Source organism: Acinetobacter sp. TTH0-4 (genome assembly GCF_015602665.1).
GTDB classification, from domain to species: Bacteria; Pseudomonadota; Gammaproteobacteria; order Pseudomonadales; family Moraxellaceae; genus Acinetobacter; species Acinetobacter albensis.
Window position 1 is genome coordinate 1,404,025 of record NZ_CP059079.1, and the last position, 14,257, is coordinate 1,418,281.

The 14,257-nt window shown below is 30.3% G+C and carries 9 protein-coding genes; 2 read left to right on the top strand and 7 right to left on the bottom strand.

Annotated features, from left to right (window positions below; translation table 11 throughout):
• Positions 1–372: 372 nt before the first annotated feature.
• From H0S58_RS06520 to H0S58_RS06535, 4 genes are all read right to left on the bottom strand, one after another.
• Positions 373–5,451 carry an orc1/cdc6 family replication initiation protein gene (locus tag H0S58_RS06520; protein WP_195727491.1) on the bottom strand — a complete coding sequence of 1,693 codons (5,079 nt, stop codon included), beginning with the start codon at positions 5,449–5,451 and terminating at the stop codon, positions 373–375.
• Between the two features lie 78 nt (positions 5,452–5,529).
• Positions 5,530–6,666 carry a hypothetical protein gene (locus H0S58_RS06525; protein WP_195727492.1) on the bottom strand — a complete coding sequence of 379 codons (1,137 nt, stop codon included), beginning with the start codon at positions 6,664–6,666 and terminating at the stop codon, positions 5,530–5,532.
• A 77-nt stretch (positions 6,667–6,743) separates the two neighbouring features.
• On the bottom strand, positions 6,744–9,116 hold the full coding sequence (locus tag H0S58_RS06530; protein WP_195727493.1) for a DUF4238 domain-containing protein: 2,373 nt from the start codon (positions 9,114–9,116) through the stop codon (positions 6,744–6,746).
• Positions 9,117–9,249: 133 nt separating this feature from the next.
• Positions 9,250–9,741 carry a hypothetical protein gene (locus tag H0S58_RS06535; protein ID WP_195727494.1) on the bottom strand — a complete coding sequence of 164 codons (492 nt, stop codon included), beginning with the start codon at positions 9,739–9,741 and terminating at the stop codon, positions 9,250–9,252.
• Positions 9,742–9,826: 85 nt separating this feature from the next.
• On the opposite strand from H0S58_RS06535, the gene H0S58_RS06540 reads away from it, so the two are divergent.
• A complete protein-coding gene (locus H0S58_RS06540) occupies positions 9,827–10,024 on the top strand; it encodes a helix-turn-helix domain-containing protein (protein ID WP_195727495.1) in 198 nt (65 codons plus the stop codon).
• Between the two features lies 1 nt (position 10,025).
• On the opposite strand, the gene H0S58_RS13910 is transcribed toward H0S58_RS06540, so the two are convergent.
• The gene (locus H0S58_RS13910) at positions 10,026–10,496 is read right to left on the bottom strand and encodes a transposase family protein (protein WP_265088219.1); all 471 of its coding nucleotides are present in this window, start codon (positions 10,494–10,496) and stop codon (positions 10,026–10,028) included.
• Positions 10,444–10,902 carry a transposase family protein gene (locus H0S58_RS13915; protein WP_265088218.1) on the bottom strand — a complete coding sequence of 153 codons (459 nt, stop codon included), beginning with the start codon at positions 10,900–10,902 and terminating at the stop codon, positions 10,444–10,446. Before H0S58_RS13915 ends, H0S58_RS13910 begins: the two co-directional genes overlap by 53 nt.
• Before the next feature lie 385 nt (positions 10,903–11,287).
• Here H0S58_RS13915 and H0S58_RS06550 point away from each other — a divergent pair, with 385 nt between their 5' ends.
• Positions 11,288–13,570 (top strand): DUF2971 domain-containing protein, encoded by a 2,283-nt coding sequence (locus tag H0S58_RS06550; RefSeq protein ID WP_195727496.1) that lies wholly within the window; start codon positions 11,288–11,290, stop codon positions 13,568–13,570.
• Between the two features lie 248 nt (positions 13,571–13,818).
• On the opposite strand, the gene H0S58_RS06555 is transcribed toward H0S58_RS06550, so the two are convergent.
• On the bottom strand, positions 13,819–14,256 hold the full coding sequence (locus tag H0S58_RS06555) for a hypothetical protein (RefSeq protein WP_195727497.1): 438 nt from the start codon (positions 14,254–14,256) through the stop codon (positions 13,819–13,821).
• Position 14,257 lies beyond the last annotated feature (1 nt).

Consider the following 14,257-nt stretch of genomic DNA (forward strand, 5'->3'; position numbering starts at 1 on the left):
TACAATTTTAAAGATTTACGATGTCGAGCTGTGGCAACAACTGAGGTTGTGTAGGCCATAGTCTTTGATATTCTAATTAACTTATGTTCACCTAGAATATAGTTCATAACTAAATTTATGTTTAATAAACAGTAAATTTAATTACTTAGAGCACTAAAATGGTAACTTATAAAATATTTGGTTCATGAACCTAGCTATTAACACATAGTTTTCTATTAAAAAGGTCTTAAGAATAGATTGAACTTGTCTAGGAGAGTGGTAGAAGTCCATCTACCACTGGTTTTCTTTCTATTAGAAAAATTACTTATAACTTAAAAAATCCACTTATAAATCCTTTTATTCTTAGAGTAAGTTACCATAACACCGTACAATTCAAACAACCCTATGGAATAATTTTTCAGCAGCATCATCAAGTCGATCTATTTCATCATTAAAAGAATTCTCAAAATTAGAAGTATTAAGAAGTTGAGATTCAATTGTAATGTATGAAGAAGGGTACCGCTCTAATATACGCAAAATTTCTTGTTTATGAGAATACATTAAGTCTGATTTAAGGACTTTAGTTAACCCTGATACTAAATTTGGTATAAATTCAAACCGTTGATGATTAGTAATATAGTTGAATCCACGCCAGATTGGAATGTCATAATTTACATCAACTTGTGATGTCTTATTAAAAAACTGGACAAAACGAGAAAATAGTTTTTTTAAAACAAGGTCAATTTCATCAGTATTAACTTCAGCAGTTAGCATACATAAGCCTTCAAATATATTGCTATTTCCAGAAAAAACTAAAGGTTCAATAAATGGAATAATACGTTCATCAATATATTTAAGAATCCACCTAGACTTATTATATTCAAAAATTGCTGGTATCAATATATTTTTTTCTGAAGCCAAAGCTTTGTAAAAATGTACAGAGTCATTTTGGATTCCTAAGAACTTGACATAATTCTCTATATATTGATCATAGTAGGTACCCTGTAAACCTTCTTTATGCCAAGGTATATATATTTCATATCTATTTGCAGCTGCGAGGGCTGGTCTTAATAGGGCTCTTAATTGCATAGAACTAGGCTTTTCGCTCGAAGTCGAGGATCTTTTAACAACAGTATAGCCATCACTCGTAAAATCAAGTTGGGGTTTAATACTCTCTACCATAGGTGGTCGTTCATGAGGAGTATTAAGAAGGGTAATTAATTGCGCAATTTCTTCATGAGTTAAAAATGAAAATGTAAAATCTTTATCAAGTAAAAGCTGAGGTTGTTCAAGTCCATTTAAAATATCTTTGTAATTTAAGTGGATCATTGATGGTTTTGAAATTGATGAATCTGCAACAATAAATTTATCCCCATTTTCAGTATCTTTGTCTTTTTTGTTCTTGAAAAGATTTTTTGCTACATTTGCTAGAATTGGATGGTCTTGCCATGGAGTTAGCGACAGTATTCCAAGAATTTTTTCTAAGCTATAAACATTAGGTTCTCGTATTAAATGAAGTTCTTTTAAACATCTTATGGCAAACCAAACATAAGGCGATTGGGCTAGATAAGTTTCAAGTACATCGCTTCTATTACATAATCTTAGTGATCGCAAGGTGGCAGCATGTAGTATAGGTATATGTAACTCATTAATAATTTGATCTAATATTTTTGTTTGTGGTCGGTATTCATTAGAAACTAAACGCCCAAATAACCATTCAGCTACGTCTTCTCCCTTGGGCAGATCGTATTTCATAATACAATCATCCCAATCCTGTTCAAAAATCCAGCCCCAAATGTAAATAAAGGAATCTTTACCTCTTAAAAGTGAGTCAAATATATCATTACCACAATTTAACAAACGATTAGATACAATATTGTGAGCTAGAAGATTTGAGTTATTATCAATTGTTAATGGTGAATGTTCTTTTAGAATATTAGGTACAATTCTATTCAGTGCAATATCAAAAGGAAATCTTCCTGCAGCTAAAATAGCAGTACGCCTAGTTTGCCAAGGAAGTTCCTTGTTACAAGCTAATGAAATAATTCTTTCAGCAAAACTTAAATCTCGAGTCCTCATTGCAAGTATACATCTCCACAATTCTATAGTTGGGGATGAAAACTTGATTAATGATAAATCTGAAGTTTGGGTTGAACCTGATGCTACAATTGCGGTTAGTATTGTAACTGCAGTATTTTCATCGACTTCTAATGCAAGTTGTTTAACTAAATATGGCAAAGCTTTAGCGCTTCGTTTTGTAGATAAAACTAATGCTGCATTTCGTCTAATTATTACGCTTTTATTATTTATATTATTAATCAATAAATTAAACGCTTGTGGAGTACTTAACTCACCCAGTTTAACTAATAATATTGCGTCAAGTGTAAGATCATTTTCTGAAGCTAATCTTGCTTCTAATAATGGAATTGCCTCTGGAAAAGGTTTTTCTAGACTCTGCATTAGAAACCAAAAATTCCAGCCAGTATTTAGAGGTTCCAACTTTTGAATTCTTCTATACAACTCACTTATGTTTGCGTCATGTGCAATAAGAGTAGATAGTGCTGTGATTCTTTTATCCAAAGCTAAATTTATATCAAAAATATCTTTCTCATAGCTATCTTTATTATTTAGGAATGGGAATACAGATGGTAGTAAAGATATAAATGCTGTTGTACTATTTGTCTTTGGTTGTAGGGAGTGACATAGTTCTGGAAGACTAGGCTCAGCTAAAAAAAGTAAAATTCGCAATGCATTATTTATAACTATCTCATCAAAATCATTCTGTTTAATTATAACAATTGAATTTTTACTTAAATCATCTTTATTTTCCCAAACAAAATCTTCAAAAGCATCTAAACATGCTGATTTATTAACAAAAATTTTATCAATTCCAACATTCGGAAGTGCTGCAAGGAATTCAATTGTTTTTTCTATGCTATTAAATTTTTGATATAGATTTAATTTGTTGTTTGTTCTAAAGTCATTTTTCCTCATTATGGGATGTGACGTTATAAAATTAAAGACAGGTTTTAATGTATCGCGACGCCAGTCCAATATAAGAATAGGAATTAACTTTCTTTTAATTTCAGGAGATTGATTTTCAAAAAGATTTAATATACTCGGATCAACCGTTAAATCAATCCGATGTGCAGCAATTCTAAACCAGTCAAGTACTGAATTTTCTAAATCTGCCACATTTTGAATTTTTATTGCGAATGCAATTAAACTATGTAACTTGGTTATATCAAACTCTAAAATCATCCTCATTATTGATGTTGACCAATGAAAATCTTGGTGAAAACGATCAGATTGAATGTCTATTAATTCAAAAAGCTGCTCTATAAAATCAGCATTGCCTATATACTTTACAATTTCTGGTAAAATATAGTATTCATTAACTTTTATTTCTGAATTGCTAAGCATATTCAGAAGATCATTATGAGTAATAAGATTATTTTTTAAAATATATGCTTCTAACGACCATATATCCTTACCATTCAGGAAGGCATTTTTTGCAACTGCATGTGCTTCGATCAAGTTTCCAGATTTTTCAAGATGAAAGATTTGAGCTGATATGTTACCAATTTCTGCATACCATTCAGCCAACTGTTGATGCGTAGTTCGATAAATATCTAATGAAATAAAACTTTCAAGTCCTGCACGAACTGTTTCATGCATTTCATAAAGATCATCCCCAGTTTTGCGAAGCAAACCAAGTATTAAAAGCTCGTGGATAGCTTCTCGTATGTTCTCTGTAGAAAAAATTTCTATAGCATCAGTTTTGTTAAATGGTAGAGCAAAACAGGTTAGTTTTTTAGCAGCAGTAATTAGAGTTGGTGTAACACGGTCAAAACGCTTCCTTTCAGCCTCTGCGAGCATTTCATCAGCAGGCATTTCAGCGATTATTCTCATATCTTCTATTGTTTCGACATGGGCTAATGTTTGCGCAAGACTCACTAGCAATCCTGCTTCTCTTCCAACTGTAATGCGTTGATAGATCCACAAGAGCTTTGATCTATCCACATCTTGATGCTGATATGTTACGAGTTGAACAAATTCTTCAAAGTTAAATCCAGGGATGTTGAGTTGTTCAATTTTATATAAAACTTTGCTTGAAGAGCTCATCTCACGCAATGGCATTTCCTGGCTAAAAATAGCGATTTGTAAATGCTGGCTTGAAATAGAGCTGATGAAGTGATTTAGCTCTTTCGCAAAAGAATCTGAACAAGTTCCATGCACTAAGTCGATTAATAGCACAATTTTTAAGCTGCATGAGGATAAAGATTTAGCTAATTCTTGAAGAGCATTTTCGGTTGATAATTGATTATCTATAGCTATCTTAAACGGAGTGTTTATTCCATATCTACGTAGGTGAAAAGCTAGTCCTGATAGAACATCAATTAATGAATTATTTTCAGTTACATTGGCATAAAATACATTTCGATCAGGTTGATTTGAACGAATATACTCTAATACTTCACTTGCTAGAGAAGTTTTCCCCGAACCTGAAACTCCAGTGATTTCAATTGCTTTTCCTATAAATCTTTTTGCTATTTGTTCGACTAAGTTGTTTCTAGGTAGAAATTGTAGTCCACGTAGAGGAGGCTCTTTAATTATGACCATTGTTGGCCATACGGTACGTAGTTCAAATTCAAAGTCTTCTTTGTTAAATGTTTTTTGCGGTTGCTTAGAAATATCATTAATAAAACCTCTTAAGTTTCGAAATAATGTATTTTTAATTACAGCTAGTGGTAATTGATAGTTATCCTCAAGTCGTGAATAAACTCTAGCAGCTACATCATCTTCTGTACCATAGGAACTCAATATTGTAATACGGTTAAGAATATCTGGAAGCAGGGCATCAATTTCTATAATTTTTTTAACATATTGTTCTAAAAAAGATTTTGATACATTAAGCATCTTAGCAAAATCAATAAAACACTCAAGTTTTTGTACAATATTTAAATTAGGATCTATATCTTTATTATTGGGAATTTTCCAGCGTTGAATTTTAGTCCTATTTTTTTTAGATAATTTTAATTTTAGACAATGATCTTTAGCTAGTTTGTGAATAACTGCTAAATAGGATAAGGATTGCTCTAAAGCAGCTTGATTACCCGAATCTACTAGCTTATCAAGATCTTTTTTTACTTCATCACCAAGAATCCAGATTTGTTCATAACTATTATTATTTAATCGTAAAATTGCATTTGGAAATAATTCATTAATAGCATCGGTTAGCGTCCATGGGGAAGGATTGAGAATGCCCTCATTTGTTTCAGTGGGCTTTTTAATTTGAATATATTGTCGATATTCAATATTATTTTCAACCCAAAATAAATCTAAATCATCTTCACCCTCAGGTCGAACAAAGGCAGTATTATCATGTTGATCGAAAAGATAAAATAAACGATCAAGAATTACTGTTGCTTGATAGTCAAATCCTTTAATTGCACTAATCCCTCCCGACATAACTACCTCTAAAATCAACCTTAATAAATGAAATAAAATAAAAATTTAACTATATCAATCTGTAAATATCATACTAGGTTATGCTTCCCTAAACATTCTTGAAAGAATAGTATCTTTCCAAATATTTGTATCATCAGAATTATTTTGACTAATTGATATTTTCATTTGTGCCATTAGCCAATAGAAAGGAAATTCAGAATATTGATTACAACTATTACAAATAAGATGATTGAGCATAAACATTTTTAAAGAATTTTCTTTTTTTATCTTAATTGCTTTTTTACAATGAATACAATTCAATAAAGGTTGAAATTGCTTTGATAATGACTTTGTTAATAATCTTTTCCGACCATCTACATATAAGTTTTCATAACTTGCTATTGATACTAAGAGTAGATGTTGGTAGGTATTATTGTTTAACTTTATCAAATTGTTAAAAGCCTCAAGAATCACATGTGTTGTAAACAACATAATATATGGAAGGCATATATGTATAGAATCATAATTAGTATCATCAAAAGGGTTATTGAAAATTGAATTTATAGACCTTTCTTTAGTTTTAAGAAACTCTCCTTGAGAAGTAATTAAATGTGTAGCTCTTTGACATTGGATTTCTAATCCATTACTAAATTTCTTAGAAAATATCATTTTGTATAGGAGTTCATAATCAAACATTTCAGATAATGGAAGTTTATCTATAGTTTCTTTAAGAATTAACTTAATTTTCTCTTCACGCAAATTATTAAGAGATTTATGTGTCTCTTTTTCAAATAAATCTATAAAATTCTCATGATTATTAAACAACCAACAAATAAAAATTAAATTTTCTTTTAATGGTTTTCTTAATAGACTATATGCCACTGAAAATTTTCTTTTTTCAAAATTTTTTAATGCTTCATATATGAAATGTAATAAATCACCTATAAGGCCACTTAATATTTTTGATGTTAAAAAGTGGAAATAGGGTGCATCAAGTTTATTTTTTTTGTAATAGGTTAGAATATCAATAATATTGAAATCTGAATTACCTGTTTTTTCTAAGTATTTATCTATCAAGTAATCTAGGCCAATTTCCGATATATTGCTGCTTTCAAATTCTACCAAAATTTTTGCACAATTGTCATGCAAGAAGAAAATATATTCATGGGAAGGAACATAACAACTAGGAATGTTAGTGACATTTTTATATTCTAAATAGCCAATGTAGTTTTTCAAAAATTTAGTCCTATCTATTAATTAAAACATTAGAATCATTTACTATAAATAATTTTCAGCTCAAAATATTTGATTATTTATAGATTTACGCCATAAATGGATCGAACTTTATTCTCATAATTAATACAACTAGAGCGAGCAAGTAAGCGTTGAACATTTTTATCATAAAAACCTCCATCTGGGCTTACTATCTTCAAATTCATAGTTCTTACTAAAGATGATGTATGCTGAAATTCTTCTTTTATATTTGAGATTTGATTGGCAATTACAGTTAACTTTTCCATATCTTGATGATTATTTAAAATTATATGATCAACTTTTTTTAAAATATTTCTAAACGTAGAAATTCCAGCTTGTGACTTTATAATTTTTTTTAAAAATTGCTCATCTATTGGGGCTATATCTAATTTATTAAGCATCATATTCCAAGGATAAATAATTAATCCTTGATTTCTATGTTGTGCATTAATTAATTCTTGCCATCGTGATTCACTATCAGTAACAACTACTGAGCCAGTGACTTGTGCTATTAGAAGAGCCATTTCATAATTTGGGCCCATACAATATTGTATAAATTGCCCACTTTTTTCAGATGATATTGGCTGTAATAATGTTAATGCTGAAGTTTCAATATGACTATCAAATTCTTGAAGAAATTGTATTGCTTCAATTTCATTTAAATTAAATTCATCAATCAACATTTTAATTCTAGTTTCTATAGGCAGCCTTGAGGTTGTGTTTAGTAAATCTTCAACTCCTAATAGTAAGCATGCTTCACGATCAGCTTTTGAGTTGACAACTTTTAGATGACTTCTGCTTTTAGCCATTTCAAACATTGTTTTCTTTAATTCTAAATCGAATTCGCTTGGATCAGGTATTAGGTTGATATATCCATATTCAATATAAGGCTCTAATTCAAGCATAAAAAGAAAATCTTTCAGTGCTTGATATTTATATTGATTTGGTGAGCTAATAGGATTGAATTCAGGTTTTAAGTTGTTAGGATTCATTATAGGTATTTGAATTAAAAACTCTTCAAACACAGCGGCAGCAGGGAGAGCATTTTTATGAATTGATCTAACATCAAGTATTCCTGTATACAGTCCACGATACTTTCCATCAGGTTTAGGAAGTAATGAATAAATATCAGTTTCTTGAGGCCATAGTATTGAGTAATATTTGTATATATCAATGATTTGACTATTCGATAAATCTCGTCGGATATCTTTCCATGTTTTACCTTTATCAATACCCAGTATATCTCTGATACATCTACAAAACGCTAGGTTTCTTTCTCTTATACTGGCTACATTCCACGTTGTACGCAATTCAATCGGAGTCATTAAACAACAAATTTTATATTTTTTACCACTTCCACAACCACATAAATCATTTCTACCTAATTTGGCTTCATCTACTAATTTATTAAGATAATCATTTTTTTTTGTATATCTACCAAAAGAATCTTGATAGTGAGTTGTTCCATCCTTAAATTGAACATACATTTCACTGTAATTATTAATCTTATCACGTGGTGGTAATAGTACACTTCTTAACTGATCCCATGTACATTCTAAACTTTCTTCAGGATCTAACCAATTTGCACTACCTGCAGCAATAGATGTTTTTGCTCTACATTTTATAATGTAGTTAATCTTAATTACTTCATCTCTTGTTAGTTTTCTGCTATTTATAAAATCTATTGTACTTACAAAGCTTTGCCGATTACGAATTGCATTTGTACGCAGCTCCAGTGGGTTAGTAGCATTTGGATCTTGGGCATACTCTTGATTCGTTAAAATTAGACATCGATTTTTATCCAGAGGAAATATTGTTTGTGAGCCTTTAAGTGCGATATCTGGATCATTAGGATATTGACATTCTTTAGAATCAGGAGAACAAGCATAATTATATATAGTTATAGGGTGATCAGAAATAATAAATTTAACATCTGAATTTTCTGCTGATACCAATTCCCTAATACCCTCGCTCCATAATGTACAGTGCATTGTACGTAAAGCTTGCATTTCTAACATAAGTTCTAATTGGGTAAGCTTAGGATAGCGGCTTTTAATCCAATCCAGACCCTTTGGAGTACGTATTTTTTGGGCATCAATATAAGTAAATAAATCTAAAAAATTATAATGCCATAATGATTCATCATCAGTTAAAAATGCTTTAACAGCTTTTGATCCATTATCATCAATTGAACCAAATAGTTTTTTCTCAATATCATCATTTATTTCTGCTCCAAAAAAAGTTGAATAGAGATCAATTTCATAAAATCGTTGGGCTGAGGTCTGCCATTTCTTAGAGTTAATGATTTTGAATTCACCATTTTGAAGATCTATTTTACGACGAGTTAGATGACAAAGTTGATTATCCTTTTCATCAATAAAACCCTTTTGGTACCATTGAGGAACATAATGATTATCTCGAGTTTTTGTCACGACATTACACCATATGAAAATTACAAAAATAAATTTTAACTATGTTTCACCAATAAAGTATTGATATAAAATAATTATTCAATTTATTATAGGTTGTGAATAAAAGTTGCGCTATTTACTCTTATAGCATTTTTCAAGAAAAATATTCAATTAATGAATTAATTGCGCGAACTTTTGACTTAAAATTATTATATTCTTTTATCTTTATTTGTTTTAATTGTTCAATTTTAAATTGGATATCAGGAAATTGATACTTTAAGTCTTCCAACGCTTCAAATTCTTCTTCTAGTGCATTGATTTCGCTCTCAAACTCTTCTTTTTTCAAATTTAGTTCTTGGAGGGTAGATGTTGACTCAATACAAAACTGTGATCGTAGATCATGCAAATTTTCAGTTTCAGTATAAGTTGTTTGTCCATATCTACTTTTTTCCTCATCAACTAATAAATAGCCATCTTTAATCAACCGAAGTATCAGCCGATAAATACTTTGATAGTTAACATTACTATCTACTACTTTCAAAAGTTTAACTTTATCCCAAAAGTCTACTGTTTGCCATGAGTCAATCTTATAGCTACAAAATACGCGTGAAAGTTCTTTGAACATTGGTAAGTTTTGAATTTCCATATTCATCACTCAAATAATGAGGATTATAATCCGTGGATTAAAACACTTCAATTCCTGATAGTTCTTGTATTTACGGTTGTCACCTATGAATCAAGAACTAGCACTGTCGATTGGCTCTAAAATCAGGGAAACTCGAAAAAATAAATCTATTAGCCAAGAACAATTAGCCTTATTAACAACGATTGATCGTAGCTATTTGGGGCGAATTGAAAGGGGTGAAGTCAGCATTACTGTTGAAAAACTCTATCAAATTTCACAAACACTCAATAGACCTCTTTCATAAATCATTTTTTACTCAGCTCCAAGTTATAGATTCCAGCAATTAAATTGAATCTCAAACCGAGTCTTTTACCTCTATTTCGATAACGCTCAGCAAAGATTTTGAAGGTTTTAAGCCTGCCAAATACATGCTCAATTCCTATTCTTCTTTTATTGATTTCCTGATTATAGATTTTTAGTTCAGGATCCAATTTACAACGTCTTTTGGCTTTTAAAGGTAACAGACTATTCGGATGCAGAGCATAAATACCCTGATAGCCTTTATCTGCAAGAACAAAGGCTTCTGAAGGAATCAGCTTTATGTTTCTTTTAAATAGCTCGAAATCATGTACAGCACCGCGACTGGTACATAAACTCAGTATTTGCTGAGTCTTGTAGTGAATCATGGCCTGTACTTTGAAGGTATGGGTCTTTTTCTTGCCGCTATAGCTTTTCTTCTGTTTTTTTAGGCCTTTGTATTGGGATTTCTGTGGCATCCACGATCACAACATTCCAGTCTATGCCTTCGCCCTCGGGTAAATCTTTGGGTAAATTAAAAAGATTGGACTGAATCAGGCAGTCTTCAACATGACGGACAATTCTTGAGGCTGTGGGCTCTGAAACCCCGTAACTCGTTGCAACGTGAAATAAGGTTCGGTATTCCCGCCAATAGCTTAGACAGAGCAGAATCTGGTCTTCCAGGCTTAACTTGGGCGGTCTGCCTTTAGTAGGAACAAGTTTCTTCAATTGCTCAACCATTAAATAGAAGGTTGACCATGAGATGCCAGTGTATCGCTTGAACTGAGGATCAGAAAGCTTGTTTGAATCGATGTATTTCATCCGCAGATTATGCACGAATGCTAAGAAATCCGGAGTGCAAATATCAACCAAAAAGAAGATCATTTTTTGATTTATGAAAGAGGTCTAATATTGACCCTAAAATATTACTCCCGTGATATATGTTTTTTGAGAAGATGAGGCGGTTCTTAATTTTACCTCTTCAATAATATCTATAAGCATTTCAGTATTCTGATGAAGCTGTGACTCCAAATCATCAATTTGTGTACGCAGATTTTTATTCGTATAAATAAGAGCTTGTCAAAAATAGGTGATTTGTTGCATCTAATTATTATCCAGTTTTATAGGTATTTTGAGGAAAAAATAGTTTGAACACTTAGTTGTTCTAAAGATGTTTTTCATCACAACTTATTAGCACTAATTTTATGATTTTTTAATTACAATTGGTTATTATTCAATGAATAAAGTATAGGAACAGGTTAACCAATAAATGACGTCTGATTATCACAAGAAAATTAAAGAATTCATTAATAATGCAAATTTCTCCCACCTTTCTTTCTTGGAAGATGTTTGGTCTACTTCTGAAAACAAGGATTATATTGGTTTTTATTACTTTATATTGAGTTTAAAAAATGAGAATAATGAACATGTTCTTGATGAAATTATCAATCGTGAAGGTTCGTTATCAAATGCTTATTTATATTTAGGAAGAACTGCCCAACATATCTATGATAGTCACCGTTCAACTCATATTTCTTTGAATTTTTATAGAAAAGCCATTGAAGCAGATAGTCTAAGTTCAGCTGCTCATTGGTGCATTTATCAAAGTTGCTACGATATAAAATACTTAATAAAATCTCTAGAAATTGATTACCAAAACAAAGATATTAGTCAAATTAAACAAAAAATAAATCACGTTTTTAATTCAAAAAGTATAGATACGCTTTCTAAGGAAGATCTACTATTTTTAAAAAAAATATATACAATTCCAGACTCAAATAAAGGGATAAACAAAAATGATGTTCTTGTTTTAATTTATTTTCTTCTTGATGATTTTGATTCAGGTATTGAAATAATTAGAAAAACAAGTTATTTAGATGCTGATGTTATTAAAAAATATTATGATAATAATTTAATTGATTTTGATATGGCTGTATCCAAAGTTCATTTTTATAATATAGATCAATTCTTATTAGGAGATCATAAAAATATTTATGAGTTTTATAAAAAGGAAGCAAAAAAAGGGGAACTTAATCCTACAAAAGATGTATTAATTCACAAAGCTTATTTAGCTGATCAATTTTTAGATGTAATAAATTATTATGAGGAGGAAAAAGAAAAAAATGCTCTTAACGATAAATTGAAATCGTCATTATATTATCTATTGAGTCAAACTGAACTTAACCAAAATATTGACAATAAAACCTATGAATTTGTCAAAGATCAGTTCTACCAATTAACATCTATTCATCGTGATGATGATACAAATAACCTTAATCTACTCTTACAATTCAAATTGCTATGCCTAGATATTAAAAAATTGAAAACAAATAGTTTCGATTTAAATTTTCCAATAGAGATGCATTCCTCCTTTCAGAAAGCATTAAAAATTCTAGATAAACCTGAAATAGTGAGTCACAATTTATATGGAGATTTAAAACAACAACTTATATCTCTCAAAGAAGAAAATATTCGTGAAAGCAACCATATTAAACTAAATAATTTAAAAAATTATGATATAGAAACAATTTCAAATCATCTAGATTTAATAAACTTCTGTTCTCCACATATTAACTCTGGAAATTACGATTTTGTGATAAAAACTATTCTAGATTTTCATAAGACAAATACCCCTTCGATGAGCAGCTTAAATTGTCTTGGTGTTTGCTATGATTATAATAAGGATTATATAAATGCACTTAATTATTACAAATATGCTTTAGACCTTATGCATTCTTCAAAGGAACAAAATTATCAGATTATCCAAAATTATTTAAATTGTTATAAAAACTCCAAATTTGATACACTTTCTGAGGGAGAGTACGAAGAACTAAAAAATGAATTTAATCTAAGTTTAGTTAATACTTTTAAATGGAACTATTCATCATCTGACCGCTTCAACATTTTATTTAAATACTCACCTTTCAACATCAATACAATTGATTCTCTAGCCAATCAATACTTTTATCTACCAAGTAAAAGACAATTAAATGATCCTATTGAATTGCCTGATTTAGATAAAATTACGCCAGACTCTCTTATCTACAAGGACTACTATATTTGTTCCTTTTCTAATAATGAAAATTCAATGCTTATGTGGTCTCACTATGCTGAACAACACAAAGGGATTATGGTTGAATATTGGTTTGGTGGAGAATTACCTAATGGATTTGGGATTAGTAAAGTAGATTATCTTGATGATAAAAAAAGACTTAAAGAGAAAGATACATATGTGTTCAATCAATTTTTATTAACAAAAAATAAAGATTGGGATTATGAAAATGAAGTAAGGGTTTTTACTTTTTTAAAAAATAAAGTCGAATTTACAACTTATGATTACCTTAAACCTGATCGAAGTAAAATTAATGCAAATATTAGAAGTATTACATTGGGATTACAATTTCCAGAAGATAAAAAGAAGTTGATAGGCAATCTTGTACAGGCTTTAAACAATAAGCTTTCACCATATGAGCAAAAAATTTTAGTGCGTCAAGCTTTCATGAGTGAAGATAATAATTTCACCTTAGAGTACAAAGATATTGAACTTGATTAAAAATTTAAAGTGATCTCTTTGTTTTAATTATCAACTATCATTAAAGTTATTACTTTCATAATGAGCGTCAGTTGAATACCAGAGCTATATTTTAACTTATTTTGGTAGCAATATTCTATTTGGGTCATTTATGTATAGATAGCCTTTTCAGAAATGATACGTGCTGAAATTATAAAAAGCTTTCATTTGCTTGTTTTAACGCAATTAAATTGTGAAATTTATTTTCCATTTAATTTGATGCCTTCAAACTACTCCCGTGATAGATATTTTTTGAGAAGGTGAGGGGCTAGTAGATGGTCTATCTTCAAATTAGTTCTTAACTTTACCTCTTCTATAATATCTATAAGTGTTTCAGTATTCTGATGAAGCTGTGACTCCAAATCATCAATTTGTGTACGCAGATTTTTATTGGTGTCAGTAAGAGCCTGCCTTGTCTTTTTATTCACATAAAGTTGTTGTTCCTTAGTCTTTAGGTTTAGTGGCAAAATCTGCTCAGATACATACAGAGATATGAGCTTCTTCCTTTCAGCTGAACTCAAAGTACTAAGCCCGCCTGATATATATCCCTTTGCTGTTAGACGATTATGAAGAGTTTTGTGCGAAATAGGGGATTTTCCAAAGCCTTCAATCAACATCATTTGCAATTCTTGTTCGATGACTTCATCTAATTGTTTACCACGTAACATA

Excerpts from the sequence above, each read along its gene's own strand:
- H0S58_RS06535 (WP_195727494.1), bottom strand. The coding sequence starts at position 9,741 with ATGGAAATTCAAAACTTACCAATGTTCAAAGAACTTTCACGCGTATTT.
- H0S58_RS06555 (WP_195727497.1), bottom strand. The coding sequence starts at position 14,256 with ATGTTACGTGGTAAACAATTAGATGAAGTCATCGAACAAGAATTGCAA.
- H0S58_RS13915 (WP_265088218.1), bottom strand. The coding sequence starts at position 10,902 with ATGATCTTCTTTTTGGTTGATATTTGCACTCCGGATTTCTTAGCATTC.
- H0S58_RS06540 (WP_195727495.1), top strand. The coding sequence starts at position 9,827 with ATGAATCAAGAACTAGCACTGTCGATTGGCTCTAAAATCAGGGAAACT.
- H0S58_RS13910 (WP_265088219.1), bottom strand. The coding sequence starts at position 10,496 with ATGCCACAGAAATCCCAATACAAAGGCCTAAAAAAACAGAAGAAAAGC.
- H0S58_RS06550 (WP_195727496.1), top strand. The coding sequence starts at position 11,288 with ATGACGTCTGATTATCACAAGAAAATTAAAGAATTCATTAATAATGCA.
- H0S58_RS06520 (WP_195727491.1), bottom strand. The coding sequence starts at position 5,451 with ATGTCGGGAGGGATTAGTGCAATTAAAGGATTTGACTATCAAGCAACA.